The sequence below is a fragment of the Dyella sp. CR10 genome (assembly GCF_055814425.1).
In genome coordinates this window covers 703,144-726,275 of the sequence record NZ_CP185986.1, presented here as the reverse complement: position 1 = coordinate 726,275, position 23,132 = coordinate 703,144, and the positions used below count along the sequence as shown (strand labels likewise).

Genomic DNA, 23,132 nt, shown 5'->3' with positions numbered 1-23,132 from the left:
CCGAACCGCGCAGCCTCCCAAGATGGGGGCGCCGCGGCCGATGCAAAGCCTTTCGCCGCGGAGAAGAGCGCCATGGTGCCGGAGACCGGCCTTTATCGTCACTACAAGGGTCAGCCCTACCGCGTCCTCGGCACCGCCCGCCATAGCGAGACGATGGAGCCGCTGGTGGTCTACCAGGCGCTGTATGGCGAGTACGGCCTGTGGGTGCGACCCGCCGCGATGTTCTGCGAGACGGTCGAAGTGGACGGCCGTACCGTGCCGCGCTTCGCCCTGGAGCGCGCGGAACCCGGCATCGCCATCGGTCCGGTCGCCGCCGCGGCCCCCTGACCTACGAAGAGATTGAAGCCGTGAACCGTACCTACACCGACGATCCCGATCACGACTACGGCCCCACGCGCACGCAACAGCGGCGCGACGCGCTGGCCGTGCTCGAGCTCGCCGGCCAGCTGGTGGAGCTGCCGCCTAGCCGCCTCGCCAAGCTCGACCTCCCCGAGGACGTGCTGCGCGAGATCGCCAACACGCGCAAGATCACTTCGCACATCGCGCGCAAGCGCCAGCTCGGCTTCCTCGCCAAGGTGATGCGCAAGCACGACAGCGACGTGTTCGACGGCGTGCGCGCCGCGCTCGGCGAGAACCGCGAACGGCAGCGCCAGGAAACCGCGGCGATGCACCGCCTGGAAGCCACGCGCGACCGCCTGCTCGCCGATGAGGAAAACGCGCTGCCCGAGCTGATTGCGGCGTACCCGCAGCTGGACCGCCAGCACGTGCGCTCGCTGCTGCGCCAGGCGCGCCTGGAACGCGAGAAGAACAAGCCGCCGCGCGCGTATCGCGAGATCTTCCAGTTGCTGAAAGATCTGGCGGCGGGGAGCGAAAGCGATACGGCTCAGACCGCCGAGGGCAGCGGCGACGAAGGCTGAAAACCGTTCGCATCACGAAAAAAAGGGCGCCAGCGGCGCCCTTTTCGTTGAATGACCGCCAGCCGCCGGCATCTCAGGACGCCGTACCGCCCACCGTCATGCCATCCACACGCAGCGTCGGCTGACCCACGCCCACCGGCACGCTCTGCCCGTCCTTGCCGCACACGCCGACGCCTTCGTCGAGCGCCAGGTCGTTGCCGATCATCGACACGCGCGTAAGCACTTCCGGACCGGAACCGATCAGCGTGGCGCCCTTCACCGGCGTGGTGATCCTGCCGTCCTCGATCAGATAAGCCTCACTGGCGGAGAACACGAACTTGCCGTTGGTGATATCCACCTGGCCACCGCCGAAATTCACCGCGTACAGGCCACGCTTGACCGAGCGGATGATTTCTTGCGGATCGTGCTGGCCGGCCAGCATGTAGGTGTTGGTCATGCGCGGCATCGGCAGCTGCGCGAACGACTCGCGGCGGCCGTTGCCGGTCGGCTGCATGCCCATCAGGCGCGCGTTGAGTTTGTCCTGCATGTAGCCCTTGAGGATGCCGTCCTCGATCAGCGTGGTGCATTCGGTCGGCGTGCCCTCGTCGTCGATGCTCAGCGAGCCGCGGCGGCCGGGCAGCGTGCCGTCGTCCACGACGGTGACACCGGGCGCGGCCACGCGCTGGCCGATGCGGCCGGCGAACGCCGAGCTGCCCTTGCGGTTGAAGTCACCCTCCAGGCCATGGCCGATGGCCTCGTGCAGCAGCACGCCCGGCCAGCCCGGGCCCAGCACCACGGTCATGCTGCCGGCCGGCGCGTCGACGGCTTCCAGATTGACCAGCGCCTGCCGCACCGCCTCGTCGGCGAAGGCCAGCGCACGGCCGTTCTCGAGCAACTCGCGATAGCCGTAACGTCCGCCACCGCCAGTGTGCGCCTGTTCGCGGCGGCCATTCTGCTCGGCGATCACGTGAATGCTCAGGCGCACCAGCGGGCGCACATCGGCGGCGAGCGTGCCGTCGGACGAGGCCACCAGCACGGTATCCATGGTGGCGGCGAGGCTGACGATCACCTGCTTCACGCGCGGGTCGCGCGAACGGGCATAGGCATCCACTTCGCGCAGCAGGGCGATCTTGTCGGGATTAGGCAGGCTTTCCACCGGGTCGATCGCCGGATACAGCTGGCGGGCACCGTGCAGCGCCAGCGGCTTGCCGGCGCCGTTGCCGCCATGGGCGATGGCGCGCGCCGCGCGCGAGGCCTCCAGCAGCTGCGGCAGCACGATCTCGTCCGAATAGGCGAAGCCGGTCTTCTCGCCGGCGATCGCGCGCACGCCCACGCCTTGCTCGATCGAATGGCTGCCGTCCTTGACGATGCCCTCTTCCAGCACCCACGACTCGCTGCGCGAATGCTGGAAATACAGGTCCGCCGCGTCGATGGAGGGGCCCATCAGCTGGTTGAACACGCGGTCGAGGTCGGTGGCGGCCAGGCCGCCCGGCGCCAGCAGCCGGCGCTCGGCCAGAGCGATGAGTGAATCCATGAGGTGGTGTGCCATGTATGCGGGGGATCAACTCTAGCAAGTGGGGCCCGCTGGCACCCATTTAAAGCTGTGACGGAACCGTTACCATGCCCCGACCGGGCCGGGAGCCGGCCCTGCGACGAACGTGAAGGACCACCGATGAGCGATTTCTCCAAGCGCGAGCTGGCCAAGAAGGTGATCGACCGCACCGTCAAGGCGCCGGTCGACGACACCCGCGAATGGCTGCACCGCGACGGCGAGCTGAAGCCAGGCCTGGGCAAGATCAGCAGCATGATCGCCCTGTCGCTGGGCTTCCTCAGCCTGCTGGGCGTGCTGGCGTTCCATTTCCCCCAGTACCTGACCACCCCGGACCTGCGCCATCGCTACTCGGTGGACCTGCTGCGCCAGCTGCTGCTGGGCGCGTTGCTGATCGCCGGCGGCATCTCGCTGGGCAACGTCATCCTCGGCCGCATGCGCAACATCAATATCGTGGCGTTTGCGCTGGTGGTGATCGCCACCGCACTGGGCGGCTCGCGCGTACCGGTCGGCAACTTCCCTGAGCACACGCCCTACATCGGCCTGGACTGGTTCATCCTGGACCTGCTCGGCTCCACCCTGATCTTCGTGGTCATCGAGAAGCTGTTCCCGCTGTACAAAGGCCAGACGCTGTTCCGCAAGGAATGGCAGACGGATCTGAAGCATTTCGCGGTGAACCACTTCATCGTCGGTCTGGTGCTGCTCGTGGTGAACTTCCTGCTGCACCACCTGTTCGCCTGGCTGGTCAGCAGCGGCTTCCAGCAGGCCGTACGCGATATTCCGTTCGTGCCGCAGCTGCTGCTGTGCATCTTGATTGCCGACCTCGCGCAGTACTGGACGCACCGGGCGTACCACGAGGTGCCGTTCCTGTGGAAATTCCACGCCGTGCATCACAGCGTGAAGACCATGGACTGGCTGGCCGGCTCGCGCCAGCACATGCTCGAGCTGATCTTCACGCGCGTATGCGTGCTGGCGCCGCTGTACATCCTGGGCTTCAGCGAGGGCGTGATGAACGCCTACATCATCGTGGTCGGCTTCCAGGCGGTGTTCAATCACGCCAACGTGCATCTGCCGTGGGGGCCGCTGAAGTACCTGGTGGTCACGCCGGACTTCCACCATTGGCACCACGCCTCAGACGACGAGGCGATCGACAAGAACTACGCCGCGCACTACGCGTTCCTCGATTACGTCTTCGGCACCGCGGTGAAGTCGGACAAGAAATTCCCGGAGAAGTACGGCGTGGTCGGCGACTACATGCCGGACGGCTTCGTGCGCCAGCAGCTGTTCCCGTTCCGCGGAAGTACCAAGCCCGCGGAGCCGACGGCCGAAACCTGAGCCGACCTCAGCGTCCCGCGCTCGATGCGGGCGCGGGCGCCTCCGTCTCGGTCGGCGCAGCCGGCAGGTTCTTCTTTTCCACCAGCGAAATGTCCGGCTTATCCCAGCTGCCGCCGATGTGATAGCGCGCGCTGGCGACGCGGTTGATGCCGCGCCCGAGCAGCCCCTGCGCCACGAAGCCCGCGGCGGCGCCGAGCGGGCCGGCCACCACGGCGCCCACGATGGGCAAGCTGTTGCCCACGTGCGGAATCACCAGCACCTGCTGGTCGTAGTCCTTGGTGCGCAAGCCGGTGCGTCCCTTGATGGTGATCTCCACGGCCGGGCCGCGCATCTGCAGGTTGTCGGTCGTGGCGTTGCCGTCGGCGAGCACGAAATCGCCCTGGATCGAATCGAAGGCGAGTCCTTTGCTGAACACGTCGCCGAAATCCAGCGTGAGACGGCGCGGCAGCTCCACCACCGAGACCAGGCCGAACAGGCGGCCCACGCCGGGAGCGACCTCGGGAATGCTGCCGTCGGTCACCTGCATGCTCAGCTTGCCGTCCATGTTGGCCAGCTCCATCGCCGACGGCGCACCGGGCCAGCTCGCGTCCAGGTGCGCGCGCGTCTTGCCGCCGTTGAACAGCCCGGCGAAGCCGAACGCGGCGAGCATGTCGCCGAGGTTCTCCGCCGCGAAGTCGATGCGCAGGTGGCTGCGACTGCTGGTGGCAGTGCCGTCCCAGTCGCCGCTGCCGCTGATCTGCACGCTGCGCGACAGCGCGCGCAGCTGGTCGATATGCATGCCGCGATCGGTCGGCCAGGTTTCCAGGCGCGCTTCGCCGAGCTTGGACTCCCCGAAACGCAGGTCGCCCACCCACAGATGGAACGGCGGCAGCGCCGACGGCGTGATGCCGGTATTGGCCGGATCCGGCTTCGGCGCATTGACCTGGGTATCCCCGCCAGGCTTGGCATCGCCGCCGGTCTTGGGCCAGTACAGGCGCTGCAGACGCGCAGTGACGCCGCGCTTGTTGAGATCTTCCGAAGGCACCGTGAAGCGGCCGGCGATGTCGGCACTGTCCACGTCGACCGTCAACTGCCCCGGCTGAGGCGTCGCCTGCACGCGCATGGACGGGAAGGGATGGCCGAACACCTCCGCCTGATCCGCCGTGACGTCGATGCTCTCCAGGCCCGGCCCTTCGCCGCCGCTGCCGCCGACCGCCTGCTGCACCCAGCCGGTCACATCCAGCCTGGCGGCGCGTCCGCGCACGCGGATGCCTTTGTCCGGCACCGTATCGGGCATGCGCGTGCCGAACATGAAGGTGGCGGCGAGCGGGTGCTTGTCGTCGGGCAGGCGGAAGCGCTGGCGCATCACCTGCCCGACCGCGATCTGCAGGTCGCCGCCCTGCACCGGCAGGCTCAGCGACAGGTGCAGCGGCAAGCTGCCGTCCGCGGATTTCTTCAGCGGCGTGGGCAGGTCCAGCGACATGCCGGCCAGGTTCGTGTCGAGCGTGAGAATCTGTGCGGCGTTGGCGACCGAGGCTGGACGCACGATGTCGAAACCCACCGTGGTGTCACTGCGCCCGTTCGACACACCCTTCAGCCAGTCGAGCTGCGGCATGCCCTGCACCAGTTCGCCCATGCCATAGCGGCCGCTGAGGCGGGCGGAGAACTCCGTTTCCGGCCGGCCGGTCGCCGCCGCGATGGCAATGTCCAGTTTGGACGGCTGGCCGCGGAAGCTCGTGTCGAGCGGCCCGGCATGAAAGCCATGCCCATCGAACGTGGCCGAACCATTGATCTTGTCGAGCTTGAGGTTCCAGTCCGGCGCGTTGAGATCGACGTCCTTCAACGCCGCATTGCCGGTCAGGAGGAAGTTCTTCGCGTCCTTTACCGGCAGCGACAAATGGAAATCGAACGTGCCACTGCCGCCGAGGCTGAGCTTGCCCAGCGCATCGGCCTGCCGGCTGCCGATCGGGCTGCGGCGCACGAAGTCGATCAGGCTCGCGCCGCTGCCACTGCCGTTGACGTTGAGATCGAGCGTGGTGTTGGCGAAGTCGGGGATCAGCGCCACCGCACGCTCGGCCTTCACCCCCAGCGACTGGCCGCCGCTGGCTTCCACCAGCATGCCGTTGTTGACGAAGCTGGCGACCGCGGTGACGCCTTCGGCGCGCGGCCAGTCCTTGCCATAGTCCAGGGAGAGATCGCTGAGCTCGGCACGTGCCTCGAAGCGGCCTTCGTTGTGATGGAACGGCCAGTCGGCCAGGTCGCCCCGCACCAGTATGTCGCCATGGTCGACCCGGCCGGCGACCAGCGCGCGGTCCAGCCATTCGATGGCCGAAGGCGACATGGAGTCGATCGGCCAGAACAGCTTCGCCGCGTCCATATCCGCATGGTCGAGCGTCGCATAAAGATCCAGGAAGGGGCGCCCGCCGGCGTCGTGCAGGCGGATCTCGCCGCGTGCGTGGCCGCCGAAACCGGCACCGTCGAACGCCAGCGGCTCGATGCCGACATGCCAGTCGCCGTCCTCGTGCCACAGCGCAAAGCTGCCGGCCAGGCGTGACAGCACGAAGGGCTTGCGGAAGGTATGCGGGAAGCGCAGCACGGTGGCCTGTGCAGGCACTTCCACGGACAGCGCGCCCGCGTCGCCGCGCACGGTCCCATCGAGCTGATCGATGCCTGGCAGCTTGCCGACCGCATCGATGCCCAGGCCGGTGAAAACGACATTCGCGCTCGCCAGACCATCGGCGCGGGTCCAGCGCAAAGCCGCATGATCGAGCTTGCCGCGCGGCTTGCCGGTACCCAGCCATTGCGCCATGCCCGGAGACAGCCCCGGCTTCAGCGCCGCCCAAGGCAGCAGCGCGCCGAGCTGCAGATGGCGCGCGGCAATCAGCGCCTCCTCGGCGTGGCCATCGCTGCCATTGCGTACGTCCAACGCCAGCGCGCCGCCGTCGTCGGCCCCCCAGCGCACACGGAAGCCCTGCTCCGTCTTGTTCATATCGCCCAGCGCATGCAGCGAAGCCACGCGCGTCTGGTGGCCGTCCGGACTGGTCAATGCCAATCCGTCGAGATCGAAGCGGGTGAGGTTGCGCACCACTTTGGCATCGCGCCAGTCCAGCCAGCTGGCAAACGTGCCGCGACCGTCGTCCACGGTATAACCGCCCAGATCGACGCCGGCGGCGAACGCGTGCAGGTCGACGTCGCGTCCGGCGATCCACAGACGGCCATCCGCGCCGTCGTCGCGGAAACTGCCGGCGCCGCGCAGTTCGCCAGCCACGCCCTCGCGCTGCAGGATCGCGCCCACGCGCACCCGGCCGCCCTGGCGACTCACACGCAATTGCCTGGCCAGCAGCGCGTAGTGTTTGCCGGTGCTTTCGTCGGCCATGTCCAGGCGCAGATCGCGCAGCCACAGTTCCACCGACAGGCGGCCGAAGGCTGGATTCTGCCGCTCGCCACCGCCGGCCAGGCCGATGCCGTTGACGTGCCAGCTGCCGTCCTTGCCGCGCGACAGATCCAGCTGCAAGCCGCGCACGCGCATGTTGAGCAGATGGCGCGACGGCATCAGCCAGCCGCCGAGGTCGAGCTTGAGTTCGGTCTCCGGAATGCGCAGCGGGCTCTCGCCCTCGCCCGCCACCACCACGTCGCGCATCACGAACAGCGGGCCCGAGGGTTCCCAGCGCCCTTCCAGCGAAGCGAATGTGACCTGCCGCTGCAACTGCTTGCTGAGCTGCGCCGCCACCCATTGCGGATGGCTGGCGAGCGTCGGCAGCACCAGCTGGATCAGGCCGGCCAGCACCGCCAGGCCGATCACGGCCACGCCCGCGACCCAACCTGCGGCGCGGGCGATCAGATGCAGCCGCTGGCGCGCGACAACATTCACCGCGGGCTCACGCCACGCGGCGAATTACAAGAGAACCACATCGAACTGTTCCTGCGAATAATGCTCTTCGGCCTGGAAGCGTATGCTTTTGGAGATGAACTCTTCCAATTCCGCCACGGCCACGGATTCCTCTTCGAGGATGCGCCCGACCACTTTCGGGCTCGCCATCACCAGCAGTTTCTCGGCGTTGAACTGGCGTACCGCGCGGGTGATTTCGCGGAAGATTTCGTAGGTCACCGTCTCCGAAGTCTTCACCGTGCCGCGCCCGCCGCAGGCCGGGCACGGCTCGCACAGCTGGCGCTCGAGACTCTCGGTGGTGCGCTTGCGGGTCATTTCCACCAGGCCCAGCGCGGACATCGGATACACCGTGGTCTTGGCGTGATCGCGCTGCAGGCCTTTCTCCAGCATGCGCAGCACCTGGCGCTTGTGCTCCTCGTCGGTCATATCGATGAAATCGATGATGATGATGCCGCCGAGGTTGCGCAGCCGCAGCTGCCGCGCGGCCGCCTGCGCGGCCTCCAGATTGGTGCGGTAGACCGTTTCCTCCAGGTTGCGCGTGCCGAGGTAGCCGCCGGTATTGACGTCGATGGTGGTCATCGCCTCGGTCTGGTCGACGATGAGGTAGCCGCCGGATTTGAGCGGCACCTCCTTCCTCAGCGCGCGCTGGATCTCGTCCTCCACGCCGTACAGGTCGAAGATCGGCCGCTCGCCCGAGTAATGCTCGACGCGATCATCCAGGCTGGGCATGAACTTGTGCACGAACTTGACGACCTTCTCGTAGGTCTCGCGCGAGTCCACGCGCACCTTCTCGATGTCGTCGTTGAGCATGTCGCGCAAGCTGCGCAGCGGCAGCGAGAGCTCTTCGTACACGCGGTCGCCGACCTTGGCCTTGGCGATGTTCTCCTGCACTACGCGCCACACCTTGCCCAGGTAGGTGACGTCGAAGGCGAGCGACTCGGCGGTCTGCTCTTCGGCGTTGGTGCGCACGATGTAGCCGAGCGGGTTTTCGCCGATCAGCGAGGTCATCACCTCTTTCAGGCGCTGGCGTTCGGCCTCGTCCTCGATGCGCGCGGAGATGCCCAGCGTGCGCGCGTGCGGCAGCAGCACCAGGTAGCGCGAGGGAATCGACAGATGGGTGGACAGGCGTGCGCCCTTGGTGCCGATCGGGTCCTTGACCACCTGCACCACGATCTCCTGGCCCTCGTGCACCAGCTCGCTGATCGATGGCGTATGGCCGTTGCCGGCCGGCGTCACCTCGGCGCCCTCGGCGTTCGGCGGCAGCGGCGGGCGCACGATGTCCGAGGCATGCAGGAATGCCGCGCGCTCCAGGCCGATGTCCACGAATACGGCCTGCATGCCGGGCATGACCCGCTGCACCCGGCCCTTGTACACGTTGCCCACGTAGCCGCGACGGGAGGCTCGCTCGACATGCACTTCCTGGAGCATGCCGTTTTCCACGACGCCGACGCGCGTCTCGCGCGGCGTCACATTGATCAGGATCTCTTCACTCACCGAACACTCCCCTCTCGGAGGGCCTTTATAGCGGCTGGGCGGACGGGCGTCGATGCGCCAGTACGCACGAAAGATACGCGACCGCTTCGGTCCGCTAAGCTGCGCCCCAGATCCGGTTCAGCCACTACACGGGGGGAACATGAAGCTGCTGCTGGTCGAGGACTCCGAGCGCCTGCGCGCCACCCTCAGACATGGTTTACAGGGCGCAGGTTTCACGGTGGATGCGGCCCAGGACGGGGTGGAGGCCAAGAACTACCTGGATAGCTTCGACTTCGACCTGGTCGTGCTGGATCTGATGCTGCCGCGCATGGACGGCATTGCTGTACTGAACAGTCTTCCCAGCGGCGGCCAGCGTCCCCGCGTGCTGGTGCTATCGGCGCGCGACCAGGTGGCCGATCGCATCGAAGCGCTCAACGCCGGCGCCGACGACTACATGATCAAGCCGTTCTCCTTCGACGAGCTGGTGGCGCGCCTGCACGCGTTGTCCCGCCGGCCGCAGGAGGCGCAGCCGGCAGTGCTGACGCACGGCCCCCTGTCCTGGGACCCGCGCTCGCACGGTGCCAGTGTCAATGGGGAGCCGCTTGTGCTGACCCCGCGCGAGTTCGCCGTGCTGGGCCTGCTGCTGCGCCATCGGGGACGGGCCTTCACCCGCCAGGAAATCCTCGAGCGCACCGCCGGCAGCGACACCGACGTGTCCGACCGCAGCGTGGAGGTGCTGGTATTCGGCCTGCGCCGGAAGCTGGACGCGGCGGGCCTCAAGGGCCTGATCGAAACCCGCCGGGGAGCTGGCTACCTGATTCCATGATCCTGGGCTCCCTCTCCAACCGCGTCACCCTGCTGCTCCTGGCGTCGAGCCTGGCCGTCATGGGCGGGGGCGCGCTGGTGATGGATTGGCAGATGGATATGGAAATGGAGGTGCGCTACCGGCAGGCCTTGCTGGCCCAGGCTCGCGCTCTGGCCGCCATGATCGAGCTGGAGCAGGACGCGCCCGACAGCTACTCCCGCGCCAATCTGCTAGCCGGCGAAGGTCCGGCCTTCTACGAGCTGCGCTGCGAGGGCCTGCCGCCCCTGCGCAGCGAGCCGCCGCCGCCCACCGTGCCGGCGGGCTGGCCCGCGGCGGCCGCGCGGCAGCCGCAGTACAGCCGCCTGGAAGCCCACGGCCTGCGCCTGGGCGGCGTGATGTTCACCTTCAACATGCCGGTCAGCGTGGCCCGCGACGCGGCCAGCGGCACCGGCCGCCGCGCTGCCGCAACCGAGCGTAGCTGCGCCCTGGTCTACCAGCAGGACCGCGAGCCTTTCGAGCAGATCCTGCTGGCACTGGACTGGATCCTGGCGCTGGGCCCGGCGCTGGCGCTAGGCATCGCTCTGGTGGCGGTGCCGTTGGTCGTGCGGCGCGGCCTGCGGCCGGTACGCGCCCTTGTCGCGCGCATGGCCGCGATCGGCCCCAGCGCGCCCGGCGAACGCCTCGACCCCAGCGGCCTGCGCGAGCTGGACCCGCTGATCGCCCGCTTCAACGAAGTGCTGGACCGCATGGATGAAGGCCTCGCCCGCGAGCGCCAGTTCGCCAGCGGCCTGGCCCACGAGACCCGCACCCGCCTGGCCGAGCTGCGCGCGCTGACCGAAGTGGAAGCGCGCTACCCCAGCGGCCGCAGCCTGCCGGAACTGCTCGGCGAAGTCGGCCAGATCAGCGCGGAACTGGAAGCCACCGTCACCGCGCTGCTGCTGCTCACCCGCCTGCAAGGCGGCCTGGAGCACCCGCACCCCCAGCCGCTGGCGCTCGGTCCCTGGCTGGAGCGGCTGGCGCTGCGCCATCGCCACGCGGCTGCGGCTCGCGGCGTGACTCTGGAACTGCGGCTGGAGCAGAGCGGCGTCCTGGACACCGACCCCGGCTTGCTCGAACTGGTCGTCGGCAACCTGCTCGGCAATGCCTGTGCCTATGCCCCGGAGGGCGATACCGTCCACCTGCGCGCGGAACCCCACGCCATCCAGATCGACAATGCCGCCCCCACGCTGCAGCCGGCTGACCTGCCCAGCCTCGGCCAGCGCTTCTGGCGCAAGCAGCCCGAGCACACCGGGCATGCCGGCCTCGGCGTAGCGCTGGCCCTGGCGGCGGCCCATGCCCTGGAGCTGCGCCTTAGCTTCGACCTGGACGGCGCCCAACGGCTGCACGCGAGATTGGACTGGGATTAAGGCGCTTTTCGCGCTACCTCCGCGCGCTGCCGGGAAAGACGCGTGGTCGGCAGGCAATCGGGAAACTCCCGCTGCACGAAGGCGACCAGCCCTTCGCGGATGCGGCAGCGCAGGTCCCAGCCTTGCCCGGAATCGGCGGAGCTGACCAGGGCGCGCAGTTGCATCGCACGTTCGCCGGCCTCTACCACTTGCAGCACGCACACGCGCCCGTCCCATTCCGGCGCTTCGCGACACAAGCGCTGCAGCTCGTTGCGCAGCGGCGCGACCGGCAGACGATAGTCGACCCATAGAAACACCGTGCCGATCAGTTGCGCGGTGCGGCGGGTCCAGTTCTCGAACGGGTTCTCGATGAAGTAGTTCAGCGGCACCACCAGGCGGCGCTCGTCCCAGATCCGCACCACGACATAGGTACCGGTGATCTCTTCGATGCGGCCCCACTCGCCTTTGACGATCACCACATCGTCGAGGCGGATCGGCTGCGTCAGCGCAATCTGCAGGCCGGCGATCAGATTGCTCAGCACCGGCTTGGCCGCAATGCCCAGCGCCAGCCCGGCCAGGCCGGCAGATGCCAGCAGGCTGGCGCCGAACTGGCGCACGCCGGGAATCGTCATCAGTACGGTGGATATCCCCGCCAGAACCACCAGCACCATGGCCGCCCGCCCGACCACGCGCACCTGGGTGACCACGCGGCGTGCATGCAGGTTGTCGGCGTAGTCGATCGGATGCAGGCGGATGGTCAGGTCTTCCAGCGCGCCGATGCAGCGCACGATCAACCAGGTCGTATTGGCAATCAGCGCCACCAGCAACAGGTGATTGACGCCGTCCAGCCAGCGCAGCAAGTCCAGATCGGGCGTAATGCGCAGCGCGACCGCCATGGTGAGCAGCGGCACCAGCCATTCCATCGGCCCGGTGGCGCGGCTGACCATGCCGTAGGCGGCAGGGTGCCGATGCGCCAGCCGTCGCAACAGCGCGTACGCCACGCGGCGCAGCACGAAGGCGATCGCCAGCGCCACCGCCACCGTGATGCCGAGGCGGCCCAGCGGATGGTCGTTCCAGAAGCTGGCGAGATCGATAGCCATGGCCACAACGGTGCCTACCCTGCCGCAGGCCATGTCCATGGCGCGTGGTCGGCGCATGAACGTCACACGCATGAACGCTAAAGTAGCCGCCATGCAACCGGATCCCATTCTGCTGGCCTGGAGCGGCGGCAAGGACTGCCTGATGGCCTTGGACCGCCTGCGGCGCGAGCCCCGCTGGCAGCCAGCCGGCCTGCTCGCCACGGTCAATCGCACCTACCAGCGCGTCGCCATGCACGGCACGCGGCGCGACGTACTGCGCGCGCAGGCGGAGGCCATCGGCCTGCCCCTGCTTGAAGTGGAACTGGATTGGCCTGGCAGCAATGAGGCCTACGAAGAAGCGCACGCCAAAGCCCTGGCCGAGGCGCGTAGGCGTTGGCCAGGCATCCGGCATTGTGCGTTCGGCGATCTGTTTCTCGCCGACGTGCGCGATTACCGCGTGCGACAGCTCGGACGCGAAGGATGGCGGGCCATCTTTCCGTTGTGGGGCGAAGACACCGCGGCGCTGGCGCGTCATTTCGTCGGCGCGGGCCATCGCGCCATGCTGTGCTGTGTCGACACGCAGCAGCTGGACGCCGCGTTCTGCGGACGGCCGTTCGACAACGCGCTGCTGGATGCGCTGCCGGCCGGCGTCGATCCCTGCGGCGAGCGTGGCGAGTTCCACACGCTATGCCATGACGGCCCGCTGTTCCGGCGTCCGCTCGCCTTGCGCCGCGGTGAATCCACGCTGCGCGACGGACGTTTCCAGTACACCGATTTCCTGCTCGCCAATGCATCCGCTTGAACGCGCGCACATCCTGCCCGACGTGCTGCAGCCGGGCCTCTCGCTGGTGTTCTGCGGCACCGCGGCCGGCCGGCGTTCGGCCGACGAGCAGGCCTATTACGCGCATCCCGGCAACATGTTCTGGCGCGCACTGTTCATGGCCGGATTGACGCCTCGCTTGCTCGCACCCGCGGAATACCCTTTGCTGTCCGGCTATGGCATCGGGCTGACCGACCTGTCCAAGCAGCATGTCGGCAACGACGACGAACTGCCGCGCGATGCCTTCGACCTGCCCGCGCTGTGCGCGAAGATCGAGCGCTATACGCCCGGCGTCCTAGCCTTCACCAGCAAAGCCGCCGCACGCGCCGCGCTGGGACGCGCGGCGGATTATGGGCTGCAACCGGAACGCATCGGCGCCAGCCGCCTGTTCGTACTGCCTTCGCCCTCCGGTCAGGCGCGCGGGCATTGGGATCTCGCGCCATGGCTGGCGCTGTCGGTGCTTATCGGAGTGCGCCCGGACGGCATGGCCGAAGAGAGCCGCCGTGCCTAGGGTGCGCGGCACTCGCGCATAACTTCTCCACACAAGGATTCGCCATGCTCAAAGGAAGTTGTCACTGCGGCGCGGTCACCCTGCAGGTCGAAGGCACTCCCGCGCAGGTCATGGAGTGCAATTGTTCGCACTGCAGCCGCAAGGGCTATCTGTTGTGGTTCGTGCCACGCGACGAAGCGCGCGTGCAGGCCGAGGAAGGCGCCCTCGGCACCTACCACTTCAACAAGCATGCGATCGACCACCACTTCTGCCTTCGCTGCGGCTGCGCGCCGTATGCGATGGGCACAGCGCCGGACGGCAAGGCGATGATCGCAATCAACGCGCGCTGCCTCGAAGACATCGACCTGGCCGCGCTCAAGCGCATCCCGGTCGACGGCCGCCGTTACTGAAACCCGAAAAACGCATCGCCCCGGCGGACCGGGGCGGTGCAAAACGAACGACGACATTCAATCGATCGGCGTGTGCCGGTACTTGATCACGTCGCGCTCCTGCACCAGCGGCGCCTTGTTGTTCCAGGCCTGGCGGATGTAGGTGACCACCGATGCGACCTCGCTGTCTTTCAGCTGCTGCGCGAACGGCGGCATCGAATACGGGCGCGGGTTGTCCCGGGTGGCTGGCGGGAAGCCGCCCAGCAGAACCACGCGGATCGCGTTGATGCCGGTCGGCTCGTTGACCGAGGAGTTGCCGCTGAGCGGCGGATACACGCCTGCGACGCCGTTGCCGTCCTTGCCGTGGCAACTGGCACAACGCTGCTCGTATATCTTCGAGCCCTCGGCAAGCATGGCCGTGGTATCGAGCGGAGAAGGCTCATACGACACGCGCGGGCGCGCCGGCAGCGATTGCAGATACGTCGCGATGGCCTGCAGGTCTTCGTTGCTCATGTGCTGCGTACTGCGTGCCACGACCTCGGCCATCGGGCCGAACGCGGTGCCCTTGGCAGACTGGCCGGTCTTCAGCAGGTCGACGATGTCCTTTCCGCTCCAACCCTCGAGGCCGCCGTTGGCCTGCGTGCTGAGGTCTGGTGCGTACCAGTTCTGCACCGGGATCTGGCCGCCGGACAGCGCCTGATCGTTGCGCATGCCGCCGAGCGCGTCGCGCGCCACGTGGCACTCGTTGCAATGCCCCAGGCCCTGCACGAGGTAGGCGCCGCGATTCCATGCCGCGGATTTCGTGGCATCGGTCGTGTACTCGCCTTCCTGGAAGTACAGCGCGCGCCAAGCCTTCAACGTGTTGCGCACGCTGTAGGGGAAACCCAGTCCCAGCGGTCTGGCCTCCTGGCGCACCGGCGGCAGCGACTGCAGGTAGGCGAAGATCGCCAGCGCGTCGTCGCGCGACACCTTGGTGTAGGAGGTATAGGGGAAGGCCGGATAGAGGAATTCGCCCTGCCGGTTCACGCCGCTGTGCAAGGCGCGCCAGAACGCCTCGAAGCTCCAGTCGCCCAGGCCGGTCGCGCGATCGGGTGTGAGGTTGGGCGCCGGCACGTCGCCGAACGGCGTGCCGACCACGCGGCCGCCGGCGAAGCGGGTGCCGCCCTGTTCGGTATGGCAGGACGCGCAATCGCCCGCGACGGTGAGGTATTCGCCCTTGGCGATCAGCGCGGGATCCTTGAGCGCGGCCGCGTCCAGCTTGCTCGCCTCGCGCGACACCGGCTGCCCGCCGCCGCGCAGGAACAGCCACCCCGTCAGCCCGAGGCCGACGAGCACCACCGCGATCAGACCGATACGGAAAACCTTCATGCGCCATCCCCTTCGCCGAGCACGCCACAACGTAGCGGCGGCTTGATCGTGCCGGCCGGCTGCGCATGCATGTCCGACGGCAGCTCGCGGCTGGCCAGCCATGCGGAGACCGCGCTGATGTCGTCGGCGCTCAGGCGGTTGGCGATCTGCGCCATGCAGTCCGGCGCCACGGTGGCCCGTGTCTTGGTGCGCCAGGAACCGAGCTGGGAACTCACGTAGTCATAAGGCAGGCCGACCAGGCCGGGCACATCCGGCTGCACGCCGGTGAGCTGCGTGCCGTGGCAGGCGGCGCATGGCGGAATCTGGCGTGACGCATCGCCCTGCGTGGCCAGAGCTTCGCCGCGCTTGAGCTGCTCCGGCGACAGACGCGGCAAGGGCGAGCGCACATAAGGCACCTCCTGCGTGGCGAAGTACTCGGCGATCTCGTGCATGTACTCGGGCGACAGATGGCGCACCGTGTATTCCATCGGACCGTATTTGCGCAGGCCGTCCTGAAAATCCTTCAGCTGGCGAGCGAGATAACCCGCCGGCTTGCCGGCGAGGCGCGGGAAGAACCCGCTCTCCGGGGTGCCCTCGCCATGCGCGCCGTGGCAAGCGGTGCAGCTGGCGATGCGCTGCTTGAGCGTGTCGGGCACGGCGGGTGCCGCTTCCGTCGCCTGGGCATGCGCGGTACCGGCAAAGCCGGCGACGGCGAGCAACAGGACGGCGGTGCACACACGCCGGGCCTGGCACAGCAGGGCTCTCGTATCCATCGCTGGATTATAGGCGCCGCCCTGCGCTTCGCCGGCGCGGAAGCCGCTAAGCTGCCGCCTCGCGACATCATGCCGCGCCCAGGAGACCGCCGTGCCCCGCCTGCCGCTTTCGCTATCGCTCGCCGCGACCCTTTTCGCCAGCTCCGCGCTGACCGCCCAGGAGGCCGAACCCTCATTGGCCTGGGCGTCGATCAAGGATTTGCATCAGCGCATGGATACTGGCCAGTTGCGCAGCGAAGCGCTCACGCGCCTGTTCCTGGACCGGATCCGCCGCATCGATCAGGACGGCCCCGCGCTGAAGTCGGTGCTGCAGACCAATCCGGATGCCCTGCAACTGGCCACCCAACTCGACAGACAGCCATCGAAGGGCGCGTTGCACGGCATCCCCGTGCTGCTGAAAGACAACATCGATACCGGCGACCGCATGCTCACCACCGCCGGCTCTCTGGCATTGGCCGACGCACCGCCGGCCTCGCACGATGCGGGCCTGGTGGCACGGCTGCGCAAGAGCGGCGCCCTGATTCTCGGCAAGACCAACCTCAGCGAGTGGGCCAACATGCGCTCAAGCCATGCCAGCAGCGGCTGGAGCGCACGTGGCGGACAGACACGCAATCCGTATGCGCTGGACCGGAACCCATGCGGCTCCAGCGCGGGCTCCGGCGCTGCGGTGGCCGCTGGCCTGGCGACGGTGGCGATCGGCTCCGAAACGGACGGCTCGATCATCTGCCCTGCTGCGGCCAACGGCATCGTCGGCATCAAGCCGACCGTCGGCCTGGTCAGCCGCAGCGGCATCATCCCGATCAGCCACAACCAGGACACGGCAGGCCCGATGGCGCGCAGCGTGGCCGATGCCGCCGCCGTACTCGGCGCGATCGCCGGCAGCGACCCGCGCGATCCGGCCACGGTCGAGGCCGATCGACATGCCACCGACTACACGCGCTTCCTCGATCCCGATGGCCTCAAAGGCAAGCGCATCGGTGTGGTGCGCCAGCTCGCCGGTGCGGAACCGAACGCCGATCGCGTTCTCGAGCAATCCATCGCGCTGATGAAAGCGCAGGGCGCGGTGATCGTGGACCCGGTGGAAATCCCGCACCTGAAGGAGCTGGGCGACGCGGAGATGACCGTGCTGCTTTACGACCTGAAGCACGACATGCAGGCCTATCTCGCCACGCGCACCGGCACGAAGATGAAAACGCTGGAAGACCTGATCGCCTTCAACAAACACGAGGCCGATCGCGAGATGCCCTGGTTCGGCCAGGAACTGTTCGAACAGGCGCAGGCGAAGGGGCCGCTGACCGATCGGACCTACGTCGAAGCCCAGGCGAAGGCACGGCGGCTGGCCGGCCCTGAGGGTATCGATGCGGCGCTGGCCAAGGATCACCTGGATGCACTGCTCGCGCCGTCCTGGGGGCCCACTTTCGTGACGGACCCGGTGCTCGGCGATCACGTGGTCAGCGGCGACCCGACCGTCGGCGGCGCCTCACAGCCCGCGGCGGTGGCCGGCTATCCGTCCATCACTGTGCCGGCCGGCTTCGCTCATGACTTGCCGGTAGGCATCGTGCTGTTCGGCGCCAGGTGGAGCGAACCGACGCTGATCGCCGTTGCTTATGGCTTCGAGCAACACGCCAAGGCGTGGCAGCCGCCGAAGTTCCTCGACACGGTGGGCGGCAAGCCGGTGCTCGCGGACGAGGCGGGTCGATAAGCGAAAGCCGGCTTGCCGGAAACAGCGAAGGGGCGCCGTCGCGCCCCTTCGTTCGAACGCGAGCTGGCCGTCGTGGTCGGACTCAGCTGTTGCCTTTCTGCGACTTGCGCACGATGAGCATGGCCAGTTCCAGCGACTGCTCGTAGTTCAGACGCGGATCCACCGTGGACTTGTAGGCGCGATCGAGGTCCGCTTCGCTCAAGTCGCGCGCGCCGCCCATGCATTCGGTGACATCTTCGCCGGTCAGCTCCAGATGTACGCCGCCCAGGCGTGTGCCGGCGGCCGCGTGAATGTCGAAGGACTGGTCGAGCTCTCCCCGGATATTGTCGAAGCGGCGCGTCTTGTAGCCGTTGGACGTGCTCTCGGTATTGCCGTGCATCGGGTCGGCGACCCATAGCACACGACGTCCGGCACGCTTCACCGCTTCCAGCAGCGGCGGCAGTGCTTCGGCGATCTTCGCGTTGCCCATGCGATGGATCAGGGTGAGCCGGCCGGGCTCGTCGTCCGGGTTTAGAGCATCGATCAGCGGCAACAGCTGGTCTGGCGTGACCGAAGGCCCCACTTTCACCGCGACCGGGTTGCGGATGCCACGGAAGTACTCCACATGCGCGCCGTCCAGAGCGGCCGTGCGCATGCCGATCCAGGGGAAGTGCGTGGACAGGTTGAACCATCCGCTGTGGCGCGGTACCTGGCGGGTCAGCGCTTGCTCGTAATGCAGCAGCAGCGCCTCATGCGAAGTAAAGAAATCGACACGGGTGAAGCTGGCGATCGGCCCGGCCAGCGTTTCCATGAAGCGCAGCGAGTCGCCGATACCGGCCACCATGCGGCGGTACTCTGTGGCCAGCGGCGAATGCTCGACCCAGGCGAGATCCCAGTACTCCGGGTGGTGCAGGTCCGCGAAGCCGCCATCGATCAGCGCACGCACGAAGTTCATGGTGAGCGCGGAATGCGCATGGGCCTGGATCAGGCGCTGCGGATCGGCGCGGCGAGCGGCGGGGGTGAAGTCGGGGCTGTTGACCAGATCGCCGCGAAAACTAGGCAGCGTGATGCCGTCACGGGTCTCGGTGTCCGTCGAGCGCGGTTTGGCGTACTGGCCGGCGAACCGCCCCACGCGCAGCACCGGCTTCCTTAGGCCGTGGACCATCACCAGGCTCATCTGCAGCAGCACCTTGAGCCGATTGGAGATCACCGGGCTGGTGCAGTCGGCGAAGCTTTCCGCGCAATCGCCACCTTGCAGGAGAAAACGCTCGCCTTCCTGCGCTTCGGCGATGGCTTGCTTCAACGCCAGCACCTCCCAGGAAGTCACTAGCGGCGGCAGGCGCGCGAGGTGCCCGGTGGCCCGCGCCAACTCTTCGGGATTCTCGTAGAGTGGCTGCTGCAAGGCAGTACGGCGCTGCCAAGAATCCGGCGCCCACGAGACGGACGCGGATGACATCTGCATATTGGCGTTCATGGCGAAGCGCTTTCCTCTTGCTCGAAACAATCAGCCGTACGATTCACGCGCGGCTGCGGCTGGCCGCGGCGCGAATGGCGAGCGCGAGCAGCACGACGTACCAGAACAGCGTCCAGGCCGGCATCGGCAGGCCGAGAATGGGCTCGACCTTGGCGCATTCGCCGGAGCCGGTGAACACCATCTTCAGGACCTTGGCCATGGGGAACGCATCCATCATGTAGGTCAGATTGGGGCCGCAGGCGGGCACCTGATCTGCGGGCAACGTCTGAATCCAAAGGTGGCGTGCCGCCGTCACGATACCGCCCAGGCCGCCGAGGATGACGCCCGCCGCATAGACCCAACGCGCTCCTTTGCCCGTGGGCCCGTGAATGGCGCCTATCAGGAAAAATACGCCCATCACCATGAAGGCGATACGCTGAAAGATGCACAGCGGGCAAGGCTCCATGTGCAGAACATGTTCGGCATAAAGCGCGAAACCGAGCAGCCCGGCGCAGATAAGGAAGCCGACCAGGTAGGTGACGCGGTACGACCAGCGGAATGGGTTCATGTGCTTGGGGCTGCTGCGGTGCGGAACGGCGACATTACCCGCTCGCCGTGACGCTGTCAGCACGCTTCCGTCCCATAGCTTTTTGCCGTTGCTGGCAGCAGCTGCGACTTCCCCAGGGCCAAAAGAAAAAGCCCCGGCGGGAATCCCTGCCGGGGCTTCAGTACTTGCTATACGAGCTGACGCTTACTCGGCGTCGGCAGCCGCCTCGACACGCGGCCGATCAACCAGCTCGACGTAGGCCATCGGCGCGTTGTCGCCAGCGCGGAAGCCGCACTTGAGGATACGCAGGTAGCCGCCGGGACGCTGGCGGTAGCGCGGGCCGAGCTCGACGAACAGCTTGCCCACGGCTTGCTTGTCGCGCAGACGCGCGAAAGCCAGGCGGCGGTTGGCGACGCCATCGGTCTTGGCGAGCGTGATGAGCGGCTCGGCAATGCGACGGAGTTCTTTCGCCTTGGGAAGCGTGGTGCGGATCAGCTCGTGCTTGATCAGCGACGCGGCCATGTTCTTGAACATCGCTTCGCGATGGCTGCTCGTACGATTGAGCTTGCGACCGGATTTCTGGTGGCGCATGGTGATTACTCTCTTGGTCTGTTGTTATGAAAAGCCGGCCAGGATGGTCCGACTTCCCGCGGTTACCCGCTATTCAAGGCTCTAAGAACGCCTTGTTATAAGAGCGCGGCCTCTATGGACCGCTTCCAGCTTCCGGCAGAACTGCGCGGCGGCATCCACCGGATCTTCCAACTGCGCGGGGCGATCGAATACCGATCGCCCCGGATTGCATCAGCCCAGCTGCATGCCGTGCGACAGGCCCGGCGGCGGCCAGTTCTCGAGCTTCATGCCGAGCGCGAGGCCACGGCCGCCCAGGACGTCCTTGATCTCGGTCAGCGACTTCTTGCCGAGGTTCGGGGTCTTGAGCAGTTCGACCTCGGTCTTCTGCACCAGATCGCCGATGTAGTAGATGCTCTCGGCCTTCAGGCAGTTCGCCGAACGCACGGTGAGCTCCAGATCGTCGATCGGACGCAGCAGCAGCGGGTCAAAACCGCCCTTCTCCGCCTTGTCCGTCGCGCTCTCGCGACGCGAGAAGTCACCGAACACCGACAGCTGGTCGTTGAGGATCTCCGCCGCCTTGCGGACCGCATCCTCGGCGCCAATGGTGCCGTTGGTCTCGATGTCCAGCACGAGCTTGTCGAGGTTGGTACGCTGCTCGACGCGAGCGGCATCCACTTCGTAAGCCACGCGCAGCACCGGTGCGAACGAAGCATCCAGCTGCAGGCGGCCGATAGGACGGGCCTCCTCATCGGGATGCTGGCGCGCGCTGGCCGGCTGGTAACCGACGCCACGACGCACCTTCAGGCGCATGTTGAGCGCGATGTCCTTGGTCAGGTGGCAGATCACGTGCTCGGGGTTGACGATTTCCACCGTGTGGTCGACGGCGATGTCGCCGGCGGTGACCACGCCCCGTCCCTTCTTGGACAGGGTCAGCGTGACTTCGTCGCCCGTATGCTGGCGAATGGCCACTTCCTTGAGGTTCAGCAGGACTTCGATCACGTCCTCCTGCAGACCCTCGAGGGTGGTGTACTCATGAAGCACGCCGTCGATCTCGACCTCGACAATGGCGCTGCCGGGGATCGAAGAGAGCAACACGCGGCGCAGCGCGTTGCCCAGGGTGTGGCCGAAACCACGCTCGAGCGGCTCAACCACCACCTTGGCGCGGTTCGGTCCGAGCTGCTCGACGCTGAGGCCGCGAGGCCGCAACACGCTAGTTGACGAAACTGCCATGCAGGGCTCCGGTAAATTACTTCGAATAAAGCTCGACGATCAGGCTTTCGTTGATGTCGGACGGCAGATCGCCACGATCCGGCACAGCCTTGAAGGTTCCCTCGAACTTCTTGGCGTCCACTTCGACCCACTGCGGACGCAAGTCCATGGTGTCGAAAACGGTCGCCGCTTCCTGGACGCGCAGCTGAGTGCGCGCGCGCTCGGTCAGCGCAACCTGATCGCCCGGACGGACCTGGTAGGACGGGATGTTCACCTTCTTGCCGTTGACCAGCACAGCCTTATGGCTGACCAGCTGACGAGCCTGCGCGCGGGTGACTGCAAAACCCATGCGGTAAACGACGTTGTCCAGACGGCTCTCCAGCAGGCGCAGCAGGTTCTCACCCGTGTTGCCCTTCAGGGTCGATGCCTTGCTGTAGTAGTTGCTGAACTGACGCTCGAGCACACCATAGATGCGCTTGACCTTCTGCTTCTCACGCAGCTGCAGGGCGTAATCCGACATGCGCATGCGCTTGTTGGCGCCATGCTGGCCGGGCTTGTTCTCCAGCTTGCACTTGGAGTCGATAGCGCGCGCCGGGCTCTTCAGGCTCAGGTCCGAACCCTCACGACGCGCGAGTTTGCAGGTAGCTCCACGATAACGTGCCATGGTCTATAGCTCCTTAGACGCGACGCTTCTTGGGGGGACGGCAGCCGTTATGCGGAATCGGCGTGACGTCGATGATGTTCAGGACCTTGTAGCCCAGCGCGTTCAGCGAACGCACGGCCGACTCGCGGCCCGGGCCGGGGCCCTTGATGCGCACCTCGACCGTCTTCACGCCGTAGTCGCCAGCGGCGCGGCCGGCCTTCTCGGCGGCCACCTGGGCGGCGAACGGCGTGGACTTGCGGGAGCCGCGGAAACCCGCGCCGCCGGCAGTGGCCCACGACAGAGCGTTGCCCTGGCGGTCGGTGATGGTGACGATGGTGTTGTTGAAGGAGGCCTGCACGTGGGCCACGGCATCCGTGACAACGCGCTTGATCTTCTTCTTGGTCTTGACGGGCTTAGCCATAATAGGAATCCGTTACTTCTTGATCGCGCGACGCGGGCCCTTGCGGGTGCGAGCGTTGGTACGCGTGCGCTGGCCGCGCACCGGCAGACCACGGCGATGACGCAGACCGCGGTAGCAACCCAGGTCCATCAAGCGCTTGATGGCGATACCGACTTCGCGGCGCAGGTCGCCTTCGACGACGTACTTGCCGATTTCCTGGCGGAGCTTCTCCACCTCGCCCTCGCTGAGGGACTTGATCGGCGTGGTGGGAACCACGCCAGCGTCCGCGCAGACCTTCTTGGCCCGGCTGCGGCCGATGCCGTAAATGCTTTGCAGGCCAACCCACACGTGCTTGTGGACCGGCAAATTGACACCCGCGATGCGCGCCATGATGTACTTTCTCCGATGCGTTTCGTGCGC

Annotated in this window: 22 protein-coding genes; 9 read left to right on the top strand and 13 right to left on the bottom strand. The window is 67.0% G+C overall.

Annotated elements, in window-relative coordinates:
- The first annotated feature begins 72 nt into the window (after positions 1 to 72).
- Positions 73 to 327, top strand: a complete 255-nt coding sequence (locus ACNR9O_RS03325; protein ID WP_473682907.1) for a DUF1653 domain-containing protein — start codon at positions 73 to 75, stop codon at positions 325 to 327.
- A gap of 20 nt (positions 328 to 347) precedes the next feature.
- On the top strand, positions 348 to 917 hold the full coding sequence (gene yjgA / locus ACNR9O_RS03320; RefSeq protein ID WP_473682909.1) for a ribosome biogenesis factor YjgA: 570 nt from the start codon (positions 348 to 350) through the stop codon (positions 915 to 917).
- A gap of 73 nt (positions 918 to 990) precedes the next feature.
- Here yjgA and tldD read toward each other — a convergent pair whose 3' ends face one another.
- Positions 991 to 2,430, bottom strand: coding sequence for a metalloprotease TldD (gene tldD, locus ACNR9O_RS03315; protein WP_473682911.1), 1,440 nt, complete (start codon positions 2,428 to 2,430; stop codon positions 991 to 993).
- Between the two features lie 138 nt (positions 2,431 to 2,568).
- Between tldD and ACNR9O_RS03310 the strand changes: the two genes are divergently transcribed.
- Positions 2,569 to 3,780, top strand: a complete 1,212-nt coding sequence (locus ACNR9O_RS03310; RefSeq protein ID WP_473682913.1) for a sterol desaturase family protein — start codon at positions 2,569 to 2,571, stop codon at positions 3,778 to 3,780.
- 7 nt (positions 3,781 to 3,787) lie between these two features.
- Here the strand turns inward: ACNR9O_RS03310 and ACNR9O_RS03305 are convergent, their stop codons facing one another.
- Both ACNR9O_RS03305 and rng read right to left on the bottom strand, forming a co-directional pair.
- A complete protein-coding gene (locus ACNR9O_RS03305) occupies positions 3,788 to 7,630 on the bottom strand; it encodes a YhdP family protein (protein ID WP_473682915.1) in 3,843 nt (1,280 codons plus the stop codon).
- 24 nt (positions 7,631 to 7,654) lie between these two features.
- Entirely contained in the window at positions 7,655 to 9,142 is a 1,488-nt protein-coding gene (gene rng, locus ACNR9O_RS03300; protein ID WP_473682917.1) for a ribonuclease G, read from the bottom strand.
- A gap of 139 nt (positions 9,143 to 9,281) precedes the next feature.
- Here rng and ACNR9O_RS03295 point away from each other — a divergent pair, with 139 nt between their 5' ends.
- Both ACNR9O_RS03295 and ACNR9O_RS03290 read left to right on the top strand, forming a co-directional pair.
- Positions 9,282 to 9,947, top strand: a complete 666-nt coding sequence (locus tag ACNR9O_RS03295; protein WP_473682920.1) for a response regulator transcription factor — start codon at positions 9,282 to 9,284, stop codon at positions 9,945 to 9,947.
- Positions 9,944 to 11,332: an ATP-binding protein gene (locus ACNR9O_RS03290; RefSeq protein ID WP_473682922.1), complete on the top strand. Its 1,389-nt coding sequence runs from the start codon at positions 9,944 to 9,946 to the stop codon at positions 11,330 to 11,332. The genes ACNR9O_RS03295 and ACNR9O_RS03290 overlap by 4 nt, the downstream gene beginning before the upstream one ends.
- Here ACNR9O_RS03290 and ACNR9O_RS03285 read toward each other — a convergent pair.
- Entirely contained in the window at positions 11,329 to 12,411 is a 1,083-nt protein-coding gene (locus ACNR9O_RS03285; protein WP_473682924.1) for a mechanosensitive ion channel family protein, read from the bottom strand. The genes ACNR9O_RS03290 and ACNR9O_RS03285 overlap by 4 nt on opposite strands.
- A gap of 70 nt (positions 12,412 to 12,481) precedes the next feature.
- Here ACNR9O_RS03285 and ACNR9O_RS03280 point away from each other — a divergent pair, with 70 nt between their 5' ends.
- From ACNR9O_RS03280 to ACNR9O_RS03270, 3 genes are read left to right on the top strand one after another with little or no spacing between them, the layout of a single operon-like run.
- A complete protein-coding gene (locus ACNR9O_RS03280; protein WP_473682926.1) occupies positions 12,482 to 13,192 on the top strand; it encodes a Dph6-related ATP pyrophosphatase in 711 nt (236 codons plus the stop codon).
- Positions 13,179 to 13,721: a mismatch-specific DNA-glycosylase gene (locus ACNR9O_RS03275; RefSeq protein ID WP_473682928.1), complete on the top strand. Its 543-nt coding sequence runs from the start codon at positions 13,179 to 13,181 to the stop codon at positions 13,719 to 13,721. The genes ACNR9O_RS03280 and ACNR9O_RS03275 overlap by 14 nt, the downstream gene beginning before the upstream one ends.
- Before the next feature lie 44 nt (positions 13,722 to 13,765).
- A complete protein-coding gene (locus ACNR9O_RS03270) occupies positions 13,766 to 14,110 on the top strand; it encodes a GFA family protein (RefSeq protein WP_473682930.1) in 345 nt (114 codons plus the stop codon).
- Between the two features lie 57 nt (positions 14,111 to 14,167).
- On the opposite strand, the gene ACNR9O_RS03265 is transcribed toward ACNR9O_RS03270, so the two are convergent.
- Together ACNR9O_RS03265 and ACNR9O_RS03260 are read right to left on the bottom strand one after the other, a co-directional pair.
- Positions 14,168 to 15,457 (bottom strand): c-type cytochrome, encoded by a 1,290-nt coding sequence (locus ACNR9O_RS03265; RefSeq protein ID WP_473682932.1) that lies wholly within the window; start codon positions 15,455 to 15,457, stop codon positions 14,168 to 14,170.
- Complete coding sequence (locus tag ACNR9O_RS03260; protein WP_473682934.1) at positions 15,454 to 16,209, bottom strand: c-type cytochrome; 756 nt, start codon at positions 16,207 to 16,209, stop codon at positions 15,454 to 15,456. The genes ACNR9O_RS03265 and ACNR9O_RS03260 overlap by 4 nt, the downstream gene beginning before the upstream one ends.
- Positions 16,210 to 16,300: 91 nt before the next feature.
- On the opposite strand from ACNR9O_RS03260, the gene ACNR9O_RS03255 reads away from it, so the two are divergent.
- The gene (locus tag ACNR9O_RS03255; protein ID WP_473682936.1) at positions 16,301 to 17,911 is read left to right on the top strand and encodes an amidase; all 1,611 of its coding nucleotides are present in this window, start codon (positions 16,301 to 16,303) and stop codon (positions 17,909 to 17,911) included.
- Positions 17,912 to 17,993: 82 nt separating this feature from the next.
- On the opposite strand, the gene ACNR9O_RS03250 is transcribed toward ACNR9O_RS03255, so the two are convergent.
- The 7 genes from ACNR9O_RS03250 to rpsM form a co-directional block, all read right to left on the bottom strand.
- Positions 17,994 to 19,364 (bottom strand): class II 3-deoxy-7-phosphoheptulonate synthase, encoded by a 1,371-nt coding sequence (locus tag ACNR9O_RS03250; RefSeq protein ID WP_473682938.1) that lies wholly within the window; start codon positions 19,362 to 19,364, stop codon positions 17,994 to 17,996.
- 43 nt (positions 19,365 to 19,407) lie between these two features.
- Positions 19,408 to 19,911 carry a disulfide bond formation protein B gene (locus ACNR9O_RS03245; RefSeq protein ID WP_473682940.1) on the bottom strand — a complete coding sequence of 168 codons (504 nt, stop codon included), beginning with the start codon at positions 19,909 to 19,911 and terminating at the stop codon, positions 19,408 to 19,410.
- Between the two features lie 183 nt (positions 19,912 to 20,094).
- On the bottom strand, positions 20,095 to 20,481 hold the full coding sequence (rplQ, locus tag ACNR9O_RS03240) for a 50S ribosomal protein L17 (RefSeq protein ID WP_473682942.1): 387 nt from the start codon (positions 20,479 to 20,481) through the stop codon (positions 20,095 to 20,097).
- Positions 20,482 to 20,691: 210 nt separating this feature from the next.
- Positions 20,692 to 21,690 (bottom strand): DNA-directed RNA polymerase subunit alpha, encoded by a 999-nt coding sequence (locus tag ACNR9O_RS03235; RefSeq protein WP_473682944.1) that lies wholly within the window; start codon positions 21,688 to 21,690, stop codon positions 20,692 to 20,694.
- A gap of 16 nt (positions 21,691 to 21,706) precedes the next feature.
- Positions 21,707 to 22,333: a 30S ribosomal protein S4 gene (rpsD, locus tag ACNR9O_RS03230; RefSeq protein WP_026635853.1), complete on the bottom strand. Its 627-nt coding sequence runs from the start codon at positions 22,331 to 22,333 to the stop codon at positions 21,707 to 21,709.
- 13 nt (positions 22,334 to 22,346) lie between these two features.
- Positions 22,347 to 22,733, bottom strand: a complete 387-nt coding sequence (gene rpsK, locus ACNR9O_RS03225; RefSeq protein WP_007513384.1) for a 30S ribosomal protein S11 — start codon at positions 22,731 to 22,733, stop codon at positions 22,347 to 22,349.
- Positions 22,734 to 22,745: 12 nt separating this feature from the next.
- On the bottom strand, positions 22,746 to 23,102 hold the full coding sequence (rpsM, locus tag ACNR9O_RS03220; RefSeq protein WP_167257911.1) for a 30S ribosomal protein S13: 357 nt from the start codon (positions 23,100 to 23,102) through the stop codon (positions 22,746 to 22,748).
- Positions 23,103 to 23,132: the final 30 nt, after the last annotated feature.

What these genes read in the sequence shown, in the direction of transcription:
- ACNR9O_RS03235 (WP_473682944.1), bottom strand. Translation starts at nt 21,690, where the DNA reads ATGGCAGTTTCGTCAACTAGCGTGTTGCGGCCTCGCGGCCTCAGCGTC.
- ACNR9O_RS03290 (WP_473682922.1), top strand. Translation starts at nt 9,944, where the DNA reads ATGATCCTGGGCTCCCTCTCCAACCGCGTCACCCTGCTGCTCCTGGCG.
- ACNR9O_RS03275 (WP_473682928.1), top strand. Translation starts at nt 13,179, where the DNA reads ATGCATCCGCTTGAACGCGCGCACATCCTGCCCGACGTGCTGCAGCCG.
- rpsM (WP_167257911.1), bottom strand. Translation starts at nt 23,102, where the DNA reads ATGGCGCGCATCGCGGGTGTCAATTTGCCGGTCCACAAGCACGTGTGG.
- ACNR9O_RS03310 (WP_473682913.1), top strand. Translation starts at nt 2,569, where the DNA reads ATGAGCGATTTCTCCAAGCGCGAGCTGGCCAAGAAGGTGATCGACCGC.
- rpsK (WP_007513384.1), bottom strand. Translation starts at nt 22,733, where the DNA reads ATGGCTAAGCCCGTCAAGACCAAGAAGAAGATCAAGCGCGTTGTCACG.
- ACNR9O_RS03270 (WP_473682930.1), top strand. Translation starts at nt 13,766, where the DNA reads ATGCTCAAAGGAAGTTGTCACTGCGGCGCGGTCACCCTGCAGGTCGAA.
- ACNR9O_RS03325 (WP_473682907.1), top strand. Translation starts at nt 73, where the DNA reads ATGGTGCCGGAGACCGGCCTTTATCGTCACTACAAGGGTCAGCCCTAC.
- ACNR9O_RS03295 (WP_473682920.1), top strand. Translation starts at nt 9,282, where the DNA reads ATGAAGCTGCTGCTGGTCGAGGACTCCGAGCGCCTGCGCGCCACCCTC.
- tldD (WP_473682911.1), bottom strand. Translation starts at nt 2,430, where the DNA reads ATGGATTCACTCATCGCTCTGGCCGAGCGCCGGCTGCTGGCGCCGGGC.
- ACNR9O_RS03245 (WP_473682940.1), bottom strand. Translation starts at nt 19,911, where the DNA reads ATGAACCCATTCCGCTGGTCGTACCGCGTCACCTACCTGGTCGGCTTC.
- ACNR9O_RS03250 (WP_473682938.1), bottom strand. Translation starts at nt 19,364, where the DNA reads ATGAACGCCAATATGCAGATGTCATCCGCGTCCGTCTCGTGGGCGCCG.
- ACNR9O_RS03260 (WP_473682934.1), bottom strand. Translation starts at nt 16,209, where the DNA reads ATGGATACGAGAGCCCTGCTGTGCCAGGCCCGGCGTGTGTGCACCGCC.
- rplQ (WP_473682942.1), bottom strand. Translation starts at nt 20,481, where the DNA reads ATGCGCCACCAGAAATCCGGTCGCAAGCTCAATCGTACGAGCAGCCAT.
- ACNR9O_RS03265 (WP_473682932.1), bottom strand. Translation starts at nt 15,457, where the DNA reads ATGAAGGTTTTCCGTATCGGTCTGATCGCGGTGGTGCTCGTCGGCCTC.
- ACNR9O_RS03285 (WP_473682924.1), bottom strand. Translation starts at nt 12,411, where the DNA reads ATGGCTATCGATCTCGCCAGCTTCTGGAACGACCATCCGCTGGGCCGC.
- ACNR9O_RS03280 (WP_473682926.1), top strand. Translation starts at nt 12,482, where the DNA reads ATGAACGCTAAAGTAGCCGCCATGCAACCGGATCCCATTCTGCTGGCC.
- rpsD (WP_026635853.1), bottom strand. Translation starts at nt 22,333, where the DNA reads ATGGCACGTTATCGTGGAGCTACCTGCAAACTCGCGCGTCGTGAGGGT.